The sequence below is a fragment of the Nocardioides sp. S5 genome, from assembly GCF_017310035.1.
Taxonomy (GTDB): domain Bacteria; phylum Actinomycetota; class Actinomycetes; order Propionibacteriales; family Nocardioidaceae; genus Nocardioides.
In genome coordinates this window covers 4,149,335-4,165,982 of the sequence record NZ_CP022296.1, presented here as the reverse complement: position 1 = coordinate 4,165,982, position 16,648 = coordinate 4,149,335, and the positions used below count along the sequence as shown (strand labels likewise).

General features: G+C 69.8%; 14 protein-coding genes. 3 read left to right on the top strand and 11 right to left on the bottom strand.

Annotation, left to right across the window (positions count from 1 at the left end; all coding sequences use genetic code 11):
• Positions 1-32: 32 nt before the first annotated feature.
• From CFI00_RS20590 to CFI00_RS23925, 8 genes are all read right to left on the bottom strand, one after another.
• A complete protein-coding gene (locus CFI00_RS20590; RefSeq protein ID WP_207082826.1) occupies positions 33-1,184 on the bottom strand; it encodes a hypothetical protein in 1,152 nt (383 codons plus the stop codon).
• Positions 1,181-2,251 (bottom strand): glycosyltransferase family 4 protein, encoded by a 1,071-nt coding sequence (locus CFI00_RS20585; protein WP_207082825.1) that lies wholly within the window; start codon positions 2,249-2,251, stop codon positions 1,181-1,183. Before CFI00_RS20585 ends, CFI00_RS20590 begins: the two co-directional genes overlap by 4 nt.
• The gene (locus CFI00_RS20580; protein WP_207082824.1) at positions 2,242-4,515 is read right to left on the bottom strand and encodes an N-acetylneuraminate synthase family protein; all 2,274 of its coding nucleotides are present in this window, start codon (positions 4,513-4,515) and stop codon (positions 2,242-2,244) included. The genes CFI00_RS20585 and CFI00_RS20580 overlap by 10 nt, the downstream gene beginning before the upstream one ends.
• Before the next feature lie 89 nt (positions 4,516-4,604).
• Complete coding sequence (locus CFI00_RS20575) at positions 4,605-5,348, bottom strand: methyltransferase domain-containing protein (protein WP_242532915.1); 744 nt, start codon at positions 5,346-5,348, stop codon at positions 4,605-4,607.
• Between the two features lie 40 nt (positions 5,349-5,388).
• On the bottom strand, positions 5,389-6,060 hold the full coding sequence (locus CFI00_RS20570; protein ID WP_242532534.1) for an acylneuraminate cytidylyltransferase family protein: 672 nt from the start codon (positions 6,058-6,060) through the stop codon (positions 5,389-5,391).
• An 8-nt stretch (positions 6,061-6,068) separates the two neighbouring features.
• The gene (locus CFI00_RS23750) at positions 6,069-7,127 is read right to left on the bottom strand and encodes a hypothetical protein (RefSeq protein WP_242532533.1); all 1,059 of its coding nucleotides are present in this window, start codon (positions 7,125-7,127) and stop codon (positions 6,069-6,071) included.
• Positions 7,112-8,116: a glycosyltransferase gene (locus CFI00_RS20565; protein ID WP_207082821.1), complete on the bottom strand. Its 1,005-nt coding sequence runs from the start codon at positions 8,114-8,116 to the stop codon at positions 7,112-7,114. The genes CFI00_RS23750 and CFI00_RS20565 overlap by 16 nt, the downstream gene beginning before the upstream one ends.
• 3 nt (positions 8,117-8,119) lie before the next feature.
• The gene (locus CFI00_RS23925; RefSeq protein ID WP_277988325.1) at positions 8,120-8,725 is read right to left on the bottom strand and encodes an acyltransferase; all 606 of its coding nucleotides are present in this window, start codon (positions 8,723-8,725) and stop codon (positions 8,120-8,122) included.
• Between the two features lie 63 nt (positions 8,726-8,788).
• Between CFI00_RS23925 and CFI00_RS20555 the strand changes: the two genes are divergently transcribed.
• Positions 8,789-10,441 (top strand): rhamnan synthesis F family protein, encoded by a 1,653-nt coding sequence (locus CFI00_RS20555; protein WP_207082820.1) that lies wholly within the window; start codon positions 8,789-8,791, stop codon positions 10,439-10,441.
• Between the two features lie 28 nt (positions 10,442-10,469).
• Here CFI00_RS20555 and CFI00_RS20550 read toward each other — a convergent pair whose 3' ends face one another.
• The gene (locus tag CFI00_RS20550; protein ID WP_207082819.1) at positions 10,470-11,339 is read right to left on the bottom strand and encodes a glycosyltransferase; all 870 of its coding nucleotides are present in this window, start codon (positions 11,337-11,339) and stop codon (positions 10,470-10,472) included.
• 206 nt (positions 11,340-11,545) lie between these two features.
• Here CFI00_RS20550 and CFI00_RS20545 point away from each other — a divergent pair, with 206 nt between their 5' ends.
• The gene (locus tag CFI00_RS20545; protein ID WP_207082818.1) at positions 11,546-12,271 is read left to right on the top strand and encodes an alpha-1,2-fucosyltransferase; all 726 of its coding nucleotides are present in this window, start codon (positions 11,546-11,548) and stop codon (positions 12,269-12,271) included.
• Positions 12,272-12,295: 24 nt separating this feature from the next.
• Here CFI00_RS20545 and CFI00_RS20540 read toward each other — a convergent pair whose 3' ends face one another.
• Positions 12,296-14,131 carry an ABC transporter ATP-binding protein gene (locus CFI00_RS20540; RefSeq protein ID WP_207082817.1) on the bottom strand — a complete coding sequence of 612 codons (1,836 nt, stop codon included), beginning with the start codon at positions 14,129-14,131 and terminating at the stop codon, positions 12,296-12,298.
• An 82-nt stretch (positions 14,132-14,213) separates the two neighbouring features.
• Here CFI00_RS20540 and CFI00_RS20535 point away from each other — a divergent pair, with 82 nt between their 5' ends.
• A complete protein-coding gene (locus tag CFI00_RS20535; protein ID WP_207082816.1) occupies positions 14,214-15,296 on the top strand; it encodes a glycosyltransferase in 1,083 nt (360 codons plus the stop codon).
• Here CFI00_RS20535 and CFI00_RS20530 read toward each other — a convergent pair.
• Positions 15,280-16,605, bottom strand: a complete 1,326-nt coding sequence (locus CFI00_RS20530; protein ID WP_207082815.1) for a glycosyltransferase family 87 protein — start codon at positions 16,603-16,605, stop codon at positions 15,280-15,282. The two genes, CFI00_RS20535 and CFI00_RS20530, sit on opposite strands and share 17 nt — an antisense overlap.
• Between the last annotated feature and the right edge of the window lie 43 nt (positions 16,606-16,648).

Sequence of the window (16,648 nt, the reverse complement as noted above, 5' to 3'; positions counted from 1 at the left end):
GGTCCGGATTGTTGGCAGCAAGGACGACATGTTCAGCCATCTACTGGTACCTCGGACTGCGACTTCAGCTGATGGCCCAAGGCAAGTGCGACAGCAATGGCCATGGGTGTGTCGAGGAGCACCTCTCCCAGGGTGATCGCCATCACAACGACACCGATGATCGATCCCTGGATTCCCGCCGCCACGAGATCCCCCTCTCGTGACTGACGCGAGAGCTGGAGGAACGCGAAGGCGAGGAGCGCCAGCACGAGGAGGAGCGCCCCCCAGCCGCCCTCCTGCCGTGTCGCGAGGTAGCTGTTGTGGAAGAAGAACTCGAGGTCGCGGACCTTGACCGTTGCGGTGCCGGGGCCGTTGCCAAACCACGGAGCCGCCGCCAGCTCGACCTGCTCCTGGTTGATGATCCGCTGGCGCAGCTTGTCGCTGCCGGAGCGGTCGGAGAAGGGCCCGACGGTGGTGAGGCTTTCCGGGATGTTGTCGACCACCCAGACCAGGCCGGCGGCCATGGCGGCTCCGCCGAAGGTGCCGAGCCGCCGACCGAGCAGCAGCCAGACCGCGACGAAGGCGCCCGCCAGGAGCCCTGTGCGCGAGAAGCACAGGGCCAGGCCGACCATGATCGGCACAGCCACGGCCATGCGCACCTTCGCCCGATCGTCGCACAAGAAGATGGCCAGTGTGCCGAGGACAGCGATGAAGAAGGCGCCGGCGTTGGGGTCGCCGAGGTACCCGGTGAGCCGGCCGGCATAGGTGTTGCCGCCGACACCGACGATCGCCAGGGCGATCACTGCGATGAGTCCGGTGGCCAGCCCGGCGCCCACCGACCGCAGGGACAGCCGTCCCGTGCCCCCCGCCCAGATGAGGCCGGCGAGGATCCCGACGTGACCGATGCGACGGGTCCACTCCACCTGGTTGGTCACGCCGGAGAAGAGCAGCAGGGCGAGAAGCGCTCCGAGGACGATCACCACGAGCGCCGGCAGCCGCGCCCCGCCGCGGGCGGGCCTGAAGAGGCACAGACCGACCAGACCGGCCATCGCGAACTCGTTGATCGGGTAGCCCGAGACCTCGAGCGTGCGGAGCGGCAGCAGCGCCATGAGCGTGAAGTCCGACATCCGGATCTCGCGGTCGGCCTGCTCGGCCTTCGCGAGGGTGCGGTCGGGGAGCTCCCACGGGGAGTCGGTGCGACTCATCGCCCGCCCCCGGCGTCGGCGTACGTCGTCGCGATCTGCGCACACATGTCGTCCACGCCCGGCCAGCCGTCGAGGCCGGGCCTCGTCGTCAGGTCGAGGCCCTGGCGCTCGAGGGCAGCGGCCACCGCGACGGCGTCGTCGGCACTGACCAGCGAGGTGGGCGGGAGGATCTCGGGGTTGCCGCCGACGTCGCTGGCCACGACGCCCATGCCGCGCGCGGCGGCGTCGAGCAGGGCGTAGGAGCAGTTCTCCCAGACCGACAGCATGGCGAGCACGTCGTGCTCGGCCATCGCGGCCTCCGGGTCGACGAAGCCGGGCATCGCGACGACGTCGCCCAGCCCGAGCCGCGCCACCTGCGCGGCGAGCGCGTCCTGCTCGGGACCGGTCCCGGCCAGCGTGAGCCGGGCCCCGGGACGTGACCGGTGCAGCTCGGCGAAGCCGTCGACCAGCGCGGGCAGCCGCTTCTCGGGCGACAGCCGGGCCAGCGACAGGATGCGCAGCCCCGGCGCCCTCGATGGTCGAGGTGCCACGGCGTCCACCCCGTTGGGGACCACCGTGACCGGCACCCGCGGGTGCCACTTCGCGCGCATCGCGTCGGCGGTGGCGCGGCTGACCGCGATCGCCGACGCGAAGCGCCGCAGCCGCAAGGTGTGGACCCCCGCCATCGCCCGCGCCTTGGCCCCGGAGCGGTGGTAGACCACGTCGTCACGGGCGATGCCGTGCTCGGTGGTGACGAGTCGCGGCCCCCGACCAGCGGCGAGGGCGACGACGATGTCGGCGTAGGACAGGTGGCTGTGCACGACGGCGGGCCGCTCGCGGCGTACGACCTCGCGCAGCGAGACCACGGACGCACGCAGCCCGTGGTCGGGGCCGAAGGGCGCCTCGACGACCGTCGCGCCGAGGTCACGCAGTCGTTCGGGCAGCGCCCCCGGCGGGGCGAGCACGACGAGACGCCAGCCCGGGATGCCCGCGCGGGCCACGTCGAGGACGTGGCGGGCCACCCCGGCCAGGTCGCTGACCGGGACCACCCAGAGCGCCGTCGGCGCGGGGGTTGCCCTCAGAACCATTGCTCCAACCGCTCCAGGGCGATCCAGAAGCCCTCGCCGTCGTTGACGTGGCCCTGCCAGATCTCGGGGATGAAGCTCACCCCGGGCGCCATCTCGTCGAGCTGCTGGGCCAGCACGGCCCAGTCGACCTCGCCGTCGCCGACCTGCACGCCCTCGCCGTCGACGCCCGTGGCGTCGACGAGGTGGAGGTGCTCGGTGTGGGGCGCGAGCAGGTCGGTGGCCTCCGCGAACGACATGCCGAGGTAGTTGGCCGACAGCTTGGAGTGCGACACGTCGAAGCACAGCCGGCGGTCGTGCTCCTCGGCGAAGGCAGCAGTGTCACGGGGGTCCACGAAGAGGTTGCAGTAGAGCTGGCCACCCATGTACCACGGGTAGGGCGGCAGCGTCTGCGCGCAGAGGCGTACGCCGGAGTCGTCGACGCGGGCGAGGCCCGCAGCCACCCGGGCGTACATCTGCGCGCGCTCCGCCGGCGCGACGAAGGCGTCGGTCGTGAACCCGCCGAGGCTGGCCACGATGACCGGTCCGGCGCTGTCGGCCCTCGCGTCGGCGCCCCTGGTGAAGTGCTGCTGCATCTCTCGGGTGGTGTCGACGACGCGCTGGAGCTCGCGGATCGAGCGCTCCCAGTGGGCGTCGTCCTCGGAAGCGAGGTTGAGCAGGAAGTCGCCGGCGAAGAGGTCGGGGGAGTGGGTGGTGAAGCCCATCGGCAGCCCGCCGGCGTACGTCGAGAACACGTCGGCGACGGGGAGGTCGAGGTCCTTGTAGGAGAAGTGGAACTCGAGGAAGTCGGGGGTGGTGTCCTTCGTCATCGCGTCGATGTCGTGGTAGCGCACGGCCAGTCCCCACGGGCGGCGGAAGGAGTAGTCGCGCCCGCGCGGGGCGGCGTCTCCGAGGTCGGTGGCGTAGAAGAAGTCACCCGGGTCGAGGGTGCGGGCGGTGGTGCGGCCCACCAGCTTGTCGTAGGCGTTGGGCTGGAGGCCGCGGCCGGGGCTCTTGATGTCGATGTCGGCCGGCGCGAGCGTCTCGCCGACCTCGATCCGGCGCGTCGCGACGAGCGACTTGGCGAGATTGACACGGTTCATCATCTCGCCGGTTGAGACCGCACGGGGAGCGTTGGTGCCCAGCGCCTCCTCGACCTCGCGGACCCGCTGCACCATCTCCTTGAACTCGTCCGGCAGCAGGCTGACCTTGTGGTCGTTGCCCTCGAGCCCGCGGTCGACGGTGAAGTGCTTCTCGATGATGCGCGCGCCGAGTGCCACGGCTGCGACCGGCACGTGGAAGCCGCGCTCGTGCCCGGAGTAGCCGACCGGCGCCTGGGTGAGCTCGGCGAGTCGCGTCAGGTAGGCGAGGTTGATGTCCTTGAAGGGCGCCGGGTAGGTCGACTGGCAGTGCAGGAAGGCGTGGGCGACCCCGGTGCTGCGGACGACGTCGACGGTCTCGCGGATCTCGCCCTCGGTGGACATGCCGGTGGAGATCACCATCGGCGTGCCGCTGGCGGCCATGTGGCGCAGCAGCGCGTGGTTGGTCATGTCGGCCGAGGCGACCTTGAGCGAGGGGATGCCGTAGTCGACGAGGCGGTCCACGCTGACCGGGTCCCAGGCGGTGCACATGACGTCGATGCCGACCTCGCGGCAGTGGTCGAAGACCTCGAAGAGGCCGTCGGCGCCGAGGTCGTACTTCGCGAGGAGGTCGAGGGTGTACTGCGGACCGAGGTCCTCCCCGCCCGAGCCGGACGTGCCCTGGCGGTAGACCGACTCCATGTCGCGCAGCTGGAACTTCACGATGTCGGCACCCGCCCCGACCGACAGGTCGACGAGCTGCTTGGCCAGCGACACGTCGCCCTGGTGGTTGATGCCGATCTCGGAGATCAGCAGTGCCGGGGCATCGGGGGCGACGACGTGGCGCCCGATGCGCAGCTCGTCGGCGCGGTTGATCGCGATCGCGACCAGGTGGCCGCGGTCGTCGACGAGCGCGACGTGGTCGATGCCGGAACCGAAGGCGTGGCTGATCTCGGCGGGGGTGCTGCCGATCGGCAGGCTGCGCGGCGAGGTGTTGGCTGCCTCGAGCGCCGGGACGTCGACCGTCAGGCTCGCGGCACCGCTGACCCACCGGCGGAAGTCGCCGTCGGACAGCACGCCGTCGAGGTGGCCGTGGGAGTCGACGAGGAAGATCACCCGTGCCTTGTTGGCGGTGATCTTCTCCAGGGCCCGCAGCACCGGGTCGCCTGAGTAGACGACGTAGGGCGTGAGGTCACGCTCGATGATCACGCGGGGGCCTTCCGTCGGACTGCGGGTCCCACAACCGTAGCCAGCGTGCGTGTTTCGCGGGGGCGCATTCGCGAACCGCGGAGCTGGCCTCAGGCACGAACTTCGACGTAGACCGTCTCGGCCCAGCGCTCAGGCATGTCGGGGACAGACTCGAGGAGCAGCGAGGTCCCCGGCTCGGTGACCTCTGCGCCAGGGAATCCGCCTGCCTCGAGGACGAGGATGAGCGTCTCCGCGTCGTACGCCGCGACGTGTGCGTGCTCCTGGAACACCTCCCGCAGCGCGAACATGGCGGTAGGGCGGCCCCAGCGTGTCGTGCGCAGGCTGTCGGGATCAGTGGCGTACCACTTTGCGTACATGCCTGCGTCCGGCACCCCGACTCGCAGGACGCCGCCGGGTTTCAGTGTGGTCCTGAGGTGCCCGAGAACGGTGAGCGTCTCCGAGTAACGCATGTGCTCGAAGACGTGCTCGAGGAAGATCACGTCGACGCTTCTCGGCGCGAACGGCAGAGGCCGGCGCAGGTCCCAGACCAGATCAGTCTTGCCCCCGACGAGGTCGACGTTGATCCAGTCGGCGAGCTTGTTCCAGCCACATCCGAGATGGAGGCGCACCTGATCCAGTCCATGCACCATCTCAGACGCCCGTCGACGCATGAGTCGAGCCTGGGCGTTGGTGGCGACCTGCTTGGCCCGGAGTCGCGCAGCTGGCGACATCACCCTGCGGATCTGGTCAGCGCCCGGAAGGGTGGACTGACCGTAGCTGCTCTCGTACTTGTTGATGTACCAGTGCAAGTCGTCGATGGCGCTGCGCTCGGTGGACGTTTCCTCGACGGTCATGCGCACACTGTAGGAGCCGTCGGGTGACGCCGCTGGCATATCATCGCGAGGAAGCGATCGCAATCAACTGCTGCGCTGCGAGTGCCACGTCGAGCTCGGTGTCGATGTCGATGCCTTCATCCTCGGCCATCACGAAGAGGCCGATGCGGCCGCCGAGGCGGTTGTCGTGGTGCTCGTAGACCTCGGTGCGCGTGACGTAGAGCGAGCCGGTCTCGCGGTAGCGCCGGGTCTCGTCCGTCAGGTCCTGCCGACGCGGCCGGGCCGCGACGTCGTACGCCGCAGTGGGCGGGTCACCGGCCTGCCAGACGAAAGGCGGCTGCTCGACGACGCCGACCATCGAGTCCACCCCGGTGGCGGCGAACTCGGCCAGCGCCCGGGCGAGAGTGTCGTCGTGACGGACCGGGGACGTCGCCTGGAGCAGCATCACCGCGTCCGGACGACCGCGCTCAGCAGTGACCTGGTCGATGGCGTGGCGCACGACCGGTTCCGTCGGGGTGGTGTCCTGCGCGAGGTCGGCGGGGCGCAGCCACGGCACGCGCGCCCCGGCGGCGCGGGAGACCTCGGCGATCTCCTCGTCGTCGGTGGAGACCAGCACGTCGAGGTCCGGCACGTCGAGGGCCTGCTCGATCGTCCAGACGATGAGCGGCTTGCCGCCGACGTCGAGGAGGTTCTTGCGCGGCACGCCCTTGGAGCCGCCGCGGGCGGGGATCACGCAGAGCCTCACGACGCCGCCCCGGTCACGATCTCCGCGATCCGCGCAGCCGGCTCCTGGTCCGGGAGGTGTGGGGCGGGCGTCGGGGAGGAGCCGAGGCGGTGCATGGCGTAACGCTCCCAGAACTCGCCCAGCCAGGCGGGCGGACGCGGAAACTCGACCCAGGCCTCCCATCCGCGGGCGGCCGCTTCGAGCACCCCGGTGGAGAAGACGCTGACGATCGGCGCCTCGAGGTCGACGAGCGGCACCCCGCTGGTGTCGACGGTGATCCCGGCGCGGCGGTAGCCCGCCAGGACGGCGCGCGAGGTGACGTCGCGCTCCGAGGGGTGCGGCCGGTAGGTCGCGCCGTGCGCGCGACAGGTGCTCAGGGCAGCCTGGGCGAGCCTGGCCCGCGAGATCTCAGCGGCGTGCCCCTGGCCGAGGTAGGTCAGCGGGGCAGCATCTCCACCGGTGGTCGAGGAGGGCGCCCTGGCGCCCGTCACGAGACCCGCGGCCGCCCACAGCAGCTGGCTGCCGACGACCTCGACCTCGACGTCGCGTCGACCGGTCGTCCAGAAGGCGCCGTCGGCCTCGCTCCAGGCGAGGAGCCGGGCCGCGTGCGGCAGCGGAGGCGCGTAGGGAGTGAGCGCGCCGTGCTGGGAGACGAAGAACGTCGCACCGAGCGCTTCAGCGAGCGCGTAGGCGGTCGACCCGATCTCGGACCGGTGCCCGGCCGCCAGCACCGCCCGCACCGCTGGGAGGGTGAGGTCGCCGAGCGGGACGGTGCGTCGCGCGTGTCCGGAGTAGGCGGCTGGCGGTTGCCAGCCGACGGGGGCGACCACAGTCGTCCGGGCAGCGTCGAGGTGCCCCAGGGGGACGACCACGGCGCGGTCGACACTGGCGTGCATCGCCTCGACAGCGACGAGCAGGTCCGCACCCTCATCGGCGACGAGCAGATCGACCCGAGTCTCGACCGGAGGACTCAGGCGCGCTCGGGCGGTTCGGACCACGTGGCGCACGGGATGGCGCGACTCCTGCCAGCGTCGCCAGGCGACGAGGTCGGCGGGGTGCCTCAGGCCGTGTCCCATGAGTCCTCCAGGACTGCGATCCGGTGGTCGAAGGTGTGCTCGGCGAGGGTGCGCCGTCGGGCTGCCACTCTGATCGCGCTGGACCAGGCGGAGTCGCTGGCGGCCCGGTGGCACAGGCCGGCGAGCTCGTCGTGGGTCGTCCAGGGCAGCACCTCGACGCCCGGCTCGTAGAGGCCGGCGACGTCGTCGCGGTCGATCAGCTCAACAGCGCCGACGCCGGCGGCCTCGAAGGTGCGCATGGTGAAGCCGTCCTGGTCGCCGTGGAGGTTGAGCGTCGCGACCGACGCGGCCATGACGTCGTAGGCGGCGGCGCGCGACAGGTCGCGGCCGGCGGCCACGGCAGGCGTGGAGACGCGCCAGGTCCGGAGGCGGTCCACCGGGTGCCCGGACCAGTCGCGGCCATGGGCGCGCACGCCCACGCCACGCTCCTGCAACGCGAGCAGCACCTGCTCGCGTGCGGGGTAGCGCGCGCCCACGAAGGTGACGTCGGCGATGCGTCGTGCTCTCGGCGACGGCACCAGCCGGTGGTCGTAGGCGAGCGGGAGGTGGCGCGAGTCGATTCCCGCGGCACCGAACGCCACGTCGTCGTGCGACGAGTACGTCGCGATCGGGCCGACCGTCGACAGGTGGCCGAGCGACCACCGCGTACGGCGCACCTCGTCGTAGAGCCAGGTGACCCGGGGGAGTCCGGCGATGCTGTTCCAGAAGTCAGCGCCCAGCGTGTCGCCCTTGATCACGACCACGGCCTCCGGACGCGCCTGTCGGACCGCTGCGACGGCGGCGAGCGACTCCTCGCGCGCCAGTCGGCGCAGGTCCCCGGCGCCGAGGCGGCGCGGAAGCTGGTGGCGCAGCTGGTGCCAGGTGCGGCCGACGAGGCCGCCGTGGTCGTCGTAGACCACCGCCGAGACGGCGTGCCCGCGTGCGGCGAACGCCGCGGCGATGGCCGAATGGTAGCCGTGGAAGCCCGGGCTCACCAGCAGGACGCGCACGCCTCAGCTTCCGAGAGGTCGCGCGGGGATGCCGACCACGGTCTGGCCGGGAGCGACGTCGCGGGTCACGATGGCGTGCGCGCCCACCGTGGCGCCGTCACCGATGGTCACTCCTCCCATGACGATGGCGCCCTGACCGATGAAGACCGAGCTCCCGATGGTGATCGGGCCCGTGGGACGCGTCAGGCGTCGGTCCACGCGCTGGTGATCACCGGACGTGATCAGGGATCCGAACCCGATGACACAGTCGTCCCCGAGCGTGATCGGATCGATCGAGGCGATCTCGACACAGCGGCTGATGGTGACGCGGTCGCCGATCGTGATGCGGCTGTGATCGCGCTCGCACTGGAGCCACACGTCTTCACGGATCGCACCACCGGCCCCGATGAACATCTGACCGGGTCGACGGATGATGTGCGGCCTGACGATCACGGTGCCGTGCCCAAGTGCGCCGAAGGCGCGGGTATAGAGCAACCGCGACGCGAGGCCGCCGCGGTGCCAGCGAAGCGAGGGGGGAGCCTCGACCACGCGCTGCAAGAAGGTCACAGCGGTCACTCTAGTGAGCGGTCGTTGGATGATGGGTCGCACAGCCTTAATGCGCAGGGACACGCGGGCATCGCACCCGCCACTAGGGTCGGGGCCTCAAGCGGTTACGAAGGGGTGACGAGGGTCATGGTCGATCTCGAGCAGCAAGGCGTGTACCTCGATGATCCTCGTGAGGAGTTCGCGGACTTCATCCCGCACGGTGCGCGCCGAGTGGCAGACGTGGGCTGTGGCAAGGGCGGTTTCGGTCGGACGTTGCGCGCGCGATTGGGGGCCGGCGCTTGGATCGTCGGGATCGAGTCGGTCGCGGAACAAGCCGCCGTTGCTCGCGAATCCCACGGCTTCGACAAGGTCGAGCAGGGGTTCTTCCCCGACGCCATGCCCGAGGGGTGGACCGGTCTCGACCTGATCTGCTTCATGGATGTGCTCGAGCACCTCTACGACCCGTGGAAGGTTCTCTACGAGTCTCACCGGTTCCTCAGAGACGACGGTCGGGTGCTCGCCTCGATTCCGAACGTCCAGTACGTGCCGGTCATGGCCGATCTGGTCCGTGGCCGCTGGGACTACCAGGACACCGGACCCCTGGACCGCACCCACGTCCGCTTCTTCACGCGCCGATCCATCATCGAGATGTTCCACCGCGCGGGATACGAGGTCGAGCGGATCGAAGGGGTGAACGACGCCCTGATGCAGTTCCGTTACAGGTGGCTGCGCCCAGCCGGCCGGATTCTCGGCGACGCCCGCTACATGCACATGGCGGTCGTGGCGAGGCGGGTGGAGCAGCCGTCCTCGCCCGTGACCTTGCTGGATCCGCCCGCCGTCGATCGTGGCGTGATGGAAGGGGTGGATGCGCTGTCGGAGACGACAGCAGCCGCGCAGCAGCGCAGGGACGATCCGCTCGCGGCCCTGCGGAGGAGGGGAAGGCACTTGGCGGCCATCGAGGCCAAGTTCCGGCTCGGGCTGCCCACCGACCTGGCCTGCGACTACGGAACATGGCGTCGCCGTCCCCACCCGACGGTGCCGACCGTCTCTGGGTGGCGTCCTGGTGACGTGTCTCGTGGCCCACTGGCGGTGGTGATGCACGTCTTCTACCCGGAGCTTCTTCCTCAGTTGCTGGAGCAACTCCGGGTGATCGACGTGCCGTTCGACCTCATCGTCACCAACGCGTCGGGGACGGCACTCGACCTGTCCGGGTCGACTGCCCGGTCGACGCGAGTGCTGGATGTCGAGAACCGCGGTCGTGACATCTGGCCCTTCCTGCAGGTGGTCCAATCGGGGCTCCTGGACGGGTACGACGCGGTCGTGAAGCTGCACACCAAGAAGAGCCCTCAGGGGGTGGCCACGTCTCTCGGAGCGTCGACGGGACACGAGTGGCGCGACCAGCTCGTCGGGAGCCTCCTCGGATCGGCGCAGGCTTTCCGGCACGCGTACGACACGGTGACCAGGGGGGCTGGAGGTCTGGCGTGCCACGACGCGAGCGTGGCCGGACCTGAGGCGTGGAGCACGGACCGGCGAGCGGTGCGGCACCTCGCGCGGCGCATCGGCGTTCGGTGCCCCGCCGGGGCGTTGCGGTTTCCTGCCGGGTCGATCTACATCATGCGGGGGGCCCTTGTCCCGGTCCTCAAGGGGTTACGCATGAGCGCGGACGACTTCGAAGGCGAGCACATCGCCGCCTACACCACCACGGCGCATGCGGTGGAGCGCCTCATGGGCTACGTCGCGAGGAGCGAAGGCCTCGATGTCGTCGGACTCCCCGGGCACGCAGCCGGAGCTCAGCAGTAGAGATCTGCGAGCTGGTGGGCAGTCACTTCTAGGGAGCTGGGGACCCGAGGCGGCGCGCCTCGATCAGCTTGCCGGCTTCGAAGGCCATCAGGGCAAGCCACGAGCGCCGCGCGTCCTGACCGCCACGCCACGGGAACTGCGTGACGAGGAGCAGTTCGTGGCGCAGCCGTCGCACGGCAGTCTTCGGCTCGACCTCCCGCGGGCGGAACTTCCCGTAGAGGGTGCTGGTGCCTCGCCCTGAGTTGTACTGCTGTCGAAGCACTCCTCGTAGGTCGGTGCGAATGCGGTAGTGCAGGAGAGCCTCTTCGACGTAGCCGAATCGGTAGCCCAGCTCCCCGGCGCGCCAGGCGAAGTCGATCTCTTCTGCTCCGGCCGGGTAGGACTCGTCGAAACCCCCGACCTGCTCCCACACCTCGCGACGAAGTCCAAGATTGCAGCCGATCCCGTAGGTCCGACCGCCCCAGGTCTCGAAGAGCGCACTCGTGCGTCGGTCGATGGGGACCCAGTCTGCCGAACGCCCCGACAGGAGCCTCGTCTCCACCGGACCGCTCACCAACGGATGATCCGAGAGGCCTGTTGCGATCGCGGCGACCCATCCGGCGGAAACGCGGTCGTCCGCGTCGCACACGAGGATGCGATCGGTGTGCGCGAGCGAGATTCCGACGTTGCGTGCGACCGACACGCCCCGGCCGCGCGACGCGTCCACCAGGCGGAGCCCGGGAAGACGGTCCCGCCAGGACAGGACCTCGCTCTCCAGACGGTCGGTCGAGCCGTTGTCGGCGACGACCACTTCGAATGCCGGCGCGCCCACCTGGGCGGCGAGGGCTCCGAGCTGACCGCCGATGAGATGAGCGGCGTTGAAGGCCGGGATCACTACGGAGCAGGTAGGTCTCGACACGTGGCCAGCCTACGGGCGCAGCGCGGACCTGGTGGTGCCTGCTGACTTCCTAGACTGATGCGAAGGCTGGTCGGCGGGCACGCTGCTCGAGCACGACCCGATGACGAGGCAGGGGAGGACAGATGCGAAGACGGCCGCTCGACTCGATCCGTCCGGTGCTGGCCAGGCAGCTGCGCCGAGGCTCGCGAACCGTTCTCCTCACACCGATGACGGCGCGGGTGGGGAACCTTCTCTACTTCTGGTTGCGCGCCCACCGCGAACGAGGACACGGGCGCGACCTGAAGGTCCGTGAGAGCGAGCACTTCGGCGAATGGCCCGCGGTCTGGCCCAGCGTGACGACTCTGAGCGTTCCGAGGTTGGACATCGGCCGTACCAACCGCCTGCTGCCCGTTCCTCCGATGCACTTCCAGCGCTTTGGCACCGACTTCACCCAGTCGGAGCTCGAGCGCTTCATCCTGGACTGCCTGCTGTCCGACGCCTTCGCCGCTGGGATGCGGGAGCGGGATCCCACGACCTTGACGATCAATGTCCGGCGGGGGGACTACTACTCCGATCCCCACCTGCGCTCGGTCTACGGCATCAACGTCGATGCCTACCTGCGACGTGCCGTGGACGTGCTGGGATCGCGGGACCTGCGTCGGGTGGTGGTGGTGTCCGACGATCCGGGCTGGTGCGCGGAGCACCTCGACTGGCTACGGGACGTTGGTCCGGTGGAGGTGGCCCCAGCTGGCCCGCTGCACCACCTCGCGACGCTTGCGTCGGCGAGCAACCTGGTCTTGAGCAACTCGACCTTCTCGTACTGGGGCGGGTACCTGGCCAGCACGCTGGACGACGGGTGCCAGGTGGTCGCGCCCCGGTTCCACGTGCGGGACATCGACGAGGGAAGGCCATGGCAGCACCATCCGTCGTGGAGCACCGCTGATCCCTGGTGACCCGTCGGCGGTTCCGTCCAGCGCCTACACGGGGCTGGACAGCGAACCGAGCTCCACGAGGTGGGCGAACTCCTTGTTGCGCGAAGCCACCTCTTCGAAGGTGCCAGTCGTCGCTGCACGACCTTGCGACATGAAGATCAGCTGGTCGCAGTGCCGGACCGTCGAGAGGCGGTGCGCCACGATGACGATCGTCATTGTGCCCTTGAGGCCTTCGATGGTCTCGGTGAGGCGGCGCTCCGTCTCGTTGTCGAGCGCCGAGGTCGCTTCGTCGAGGACGAGCAGGCTCGGTCGGCGATAGAGAGCGCGGGCGATGCCGATGCGCTGACGCTGACCGCCGGAGAGGCGCACTCCGCGTTCGCCGATCTCGGTGTCCAGACCCTCCGGGAGTGCTCGGACTAGATCGGCGAGCTGTGCCCGCTCGACCGCTTCGGCCATGCGACCGGCGTCCACGTCTTCGTCGAAGGCGATGTTGGCCCGGAGCGTCTCGTCGAGCAGCGTGACGTCCTGCGGCACAACGGCAAGCTGGCGCTGCCAGGCCGGGAGGTTGTCGAAGATGGTGACGCCACCGGCTGTCACCGTTCCGCTCTTGGGGCGGTGGAGGCCGAGGAGAATGTCTACGAAGGTCGACTTGCCGGCACCGCTGGAGCCCACCATCGCCACGGTGGTGCCTGCTCGGATGTCGAGGTCGACCCCGCGCAGCACCAGCTCGTCGGGCTGATCGTCGTAGGCGAAGGCGAGGTCCCTGACGTGGACGTTGCCTCGGGGGACCTCGTCCGTCACCCGCGCTGCGAGGTCTGCCCTGCGCGCGCTCTCCTGCATCCGGTTCTCGCTGACGAGATGCTCCAACGTGGCGCGGGCGAAGCGAATGCCGGCGATCGCGTTGATGAGGCGCACTGCGGCGGGCAGGATGCGCGTGCCCGCGGCGGCAAAGATGCCGAGGAGGAGGAGACTCTCCTGCGAGGTGTTGCCGGCTGCCGCTCCGACGGCCAGCAGTCCGACCCCGGTGATGAACACGATCTCGAGGAAGTACTTCGGGATCTCCGCGAGAAGCGCTGCCGTCACGCCGGCGCGCGCGCCCTCGACGCTGGCGGAGGTGAAGGTGTCGACGAAGGGCTGCTCGGCGTGGCGCAGCTTGATCTCCTTGACGGCGGTCAGTGACTGCAGGGAGGCCTTGGACACTGCTTGGGAAGACTCGAGGCTGCGTTGGCTGGCTCGGAGGATGCGAGGCCGGATCACCCTTTGCACGATCAGGCCGGCGACCCCGAAGTAGGCGATCGCGGCGATGGTCGTCGCGGGGGATATGAAGAGCAGGGAGACGAAGATGAAGGTGATCGTCAACGTCTCGGTGATCACCGACAGCACGGACGACAGCCCGCCGGTGTAGCCCATCCCGACGGCACCCTGCACCGTCCAGAGCTTGTCGGAGGTGTTCTTCGCAAGGTGCCAGGCGTAGGGGCCCACCAGGTAGCCCTCCAGGATGCGCGCCTGGATCTCCACCTGGTTCCTGGCCATGAAGTTGAGCTGCCATCGGCGGAAGAGGATCGAGCCGACGTTCTTCAGGACGAACGCGCCCACGATCATCACCGCGAGCGACACGACGAGCACGTCCTCGCTCGGCTGACCGAGGATGCGGTTGACCATCCCGAGGGCGCCGACGTCGGGGTCCTGCGCGGTGATGTACTGCATCATCGGAAGCATCGCGAGGACACCGAGCATGTCGAGCACTGACAGCACGACGGACCCGCAGACCGAGAGCAGCAGCCTGCGCCGAGTGCTGTCGTTGACGAGCTCGCCGGTCCCAGGTGGCACGCCGAGGAGGTTGGCGGCTCGGCCGACGATCCCGCCCTGGAGGCTCAGCACTGGGCCCGATTCCCGTCGCACGACATGCGGTCATCCTGTCATCCGGGGGGTGGCGGCCGAGGCATCCTGCTTGAATCGACGCGTGATCCGCTTCATGGCGCCCGACCTCTCGACCCCGAGCGGTGGCATCAAGGTGATCTACCGCTACGTCGAGCACCTTCGCGCCCTCGGCCACGACGCGCGCGTCTGGCACGGCACCCCTGGGTTCGCCTACGACTCGTGGGGATCGACCGCTCCGGTGGACACCGGACACCACCTCGAGTTCGCTGCCGGCGACGTGCTCGTCATGCCCGAGACGGGTGGTTCGAAGTGGAGCTTCCTCTCCGAGTGCCAGCCGGTGGTGATGCTGTGCCAGGGCATGGACTTCGTCTTCGCCGGCTCCGACTTCCTCACCGACGAGCCCGGCGCCTATCCCGGGTGGCCGCAGGCGACGGCAGTCATCGCGGTGTCGGACGCGATCCACACCTTCCTCGACCGCGCCTGCACGCCGGGGTTCCCGATCCACAACGTGCCGGTGCAGATCGAGGACTGGTTCCAGCCGGCCGAGAAGGAACGCCGCATCGCACTGATGCCGAGGCGCCGTCGCGAGGACCTGCTCGGCGCCGTCCAGCTCGTACGCCGCTCCGGCCGGCTCGACGGCTGGGAGATCGTGCTGATCGACGGCATGACGCAGCAGCAGGTGGCCGAGGAGCTGGGCCGGGCAGCGATCTTCCTGTTCGGTGCCGAGCGCGAGGGCGTGGGACTGCCGGGCGCTGAGGCGATGGCGTCGGGTTGTTACGTCGTCGGCTTCACGGGCGACGGCGCCAAGGAGTACATGCTCCCCGAACACTCCTCCGTCATCGCCGACTCGGACGTCGTCGACATGTGCGACCGCACGCTCGAGGCGATGGGGTGGTTCGACCGGGATCGGGCGACGTACGAGGCCCGCGCCGCTGCCGGCCGCGAGTGGGTGCGTTCGCGCCACAGCGGCGATCTCGTGCGGGAGCGGCTCGGAGCAGCCTTCGATCAAATCACCGCGCCCGGGTCGTCGTCGCTGCTGCCTGCGGCCGCGACGCTCGCGCACTACCAGTCGCACGCACCGGCGACGGACCCGTGGAACCGGGCCCGGATCGCGGCACGACGTACGGGCCGCCGTGTGGTCGGCGAGGTCAGGGCACGGCTGTGACTGTGCCGGGTGCGGGATTCTCGGCGTGGACTGCGCGGCGCCGCGCACGCCCCAGCACGGTGAGCACCAGCAGCAGCTCGGCGGCCAGCCTGAGCACCACCGAGAACCAGTAGGTCCTGTCGACGCCCACGTCCGGCGTGGTGAAGCCGCGGATGTAGAGCCAGGTCGCGACGTAGTGGAACGTCTCCGCCGCAGCGGCGACCGCGACCAGCCAACGCGAGCGGGTGACGAGCAGCAGGCCGAGGACGACCCACAGCGAGTACTGGGGCGAGTACACCTTGCCGAGGGCGAAGAACACGACCAGGAAGACCAACGACAGCTCGGCGAGCGTGGGGTCGAGGCGTCCGGTCCAGGTCGCCGCGGCGCAGACGAGCCACGCGACCAGCATCCCGACCGCGAGCACCAGGCTCAGCTGGTCGGCGCTCGTGGGCAGCCCGACCATCCGCGCAGCCATCCAGGCCGACCCGAACGACGCCGGGCGCTCGGTGTTCGTGGTCCAGAACTCGCCCCACGCGTCGGCGTCGGAGAGGTAGAGCGGGGCGTTGGCCGCGAGCACGACGACGGCGAAGGACGTCGTCATCGCCACGACCGCCCGGCTGGACCGCGTCCTGATCGCCAGGATCAGCCCCGCTGCCACCAGCACGAGCGGGAACAGCTTGGCAGCCGTCCCTAGCGCCACGAACGCCCCGAACCACACCATCCGATGTCGCTGCCACGCGGCGAGCGCCGCCGCAGCGGCCAGCAGCGCGAGCGCGTCCCAGTTGAGGGTGAAGGTCAGCACCACGATGGGTGCGACGACCAGCCAGGAGATCCGGTCGCCCAGCACCCAGCCGGCGCGCCAGGCGACCCAGACCGCAGCCAACGACGCGACGAGCAGACCCACGCACGACACGAGGAAGAAGACCAGCTCCTCGGTCGCCATGCCGGGCAGGTCGTAGATCTGTGCCTCGTCCAGCTGGGCTCGACGCGCGAGCTCGTCTGGCGGCGTGCCGAGCACGACGTGCGTCAGCTTCGCGCTCGCCTCGATGAAGAGGTTGATCAGGGGTGGGTACTCCAGGTCGCGGAAGCCCGGCGGCAGACCGCCGAGCCAACCGATGTCCGCGGCGAGTCCACGTCCGACGTAGAAGAGCGGGATGTCGCTGTAGCACTGGGCGGTGGCCAGGGCGTCGGTGTCGGCGCCTCCGCGCAGGCACGGCAGCTTCTGGATCGCGGACACCCCTGCGAGGACGACCGTGACCAGCGCCCAGACGTACGGGACGCCCGTCCGGCGCGCGGCGCGTGACGAATTTCGGTCAACCTCGGGCCGCATGCCCCGACAGTAGTGAAGGATGTTGGCGAACGAGCAGCGTTCG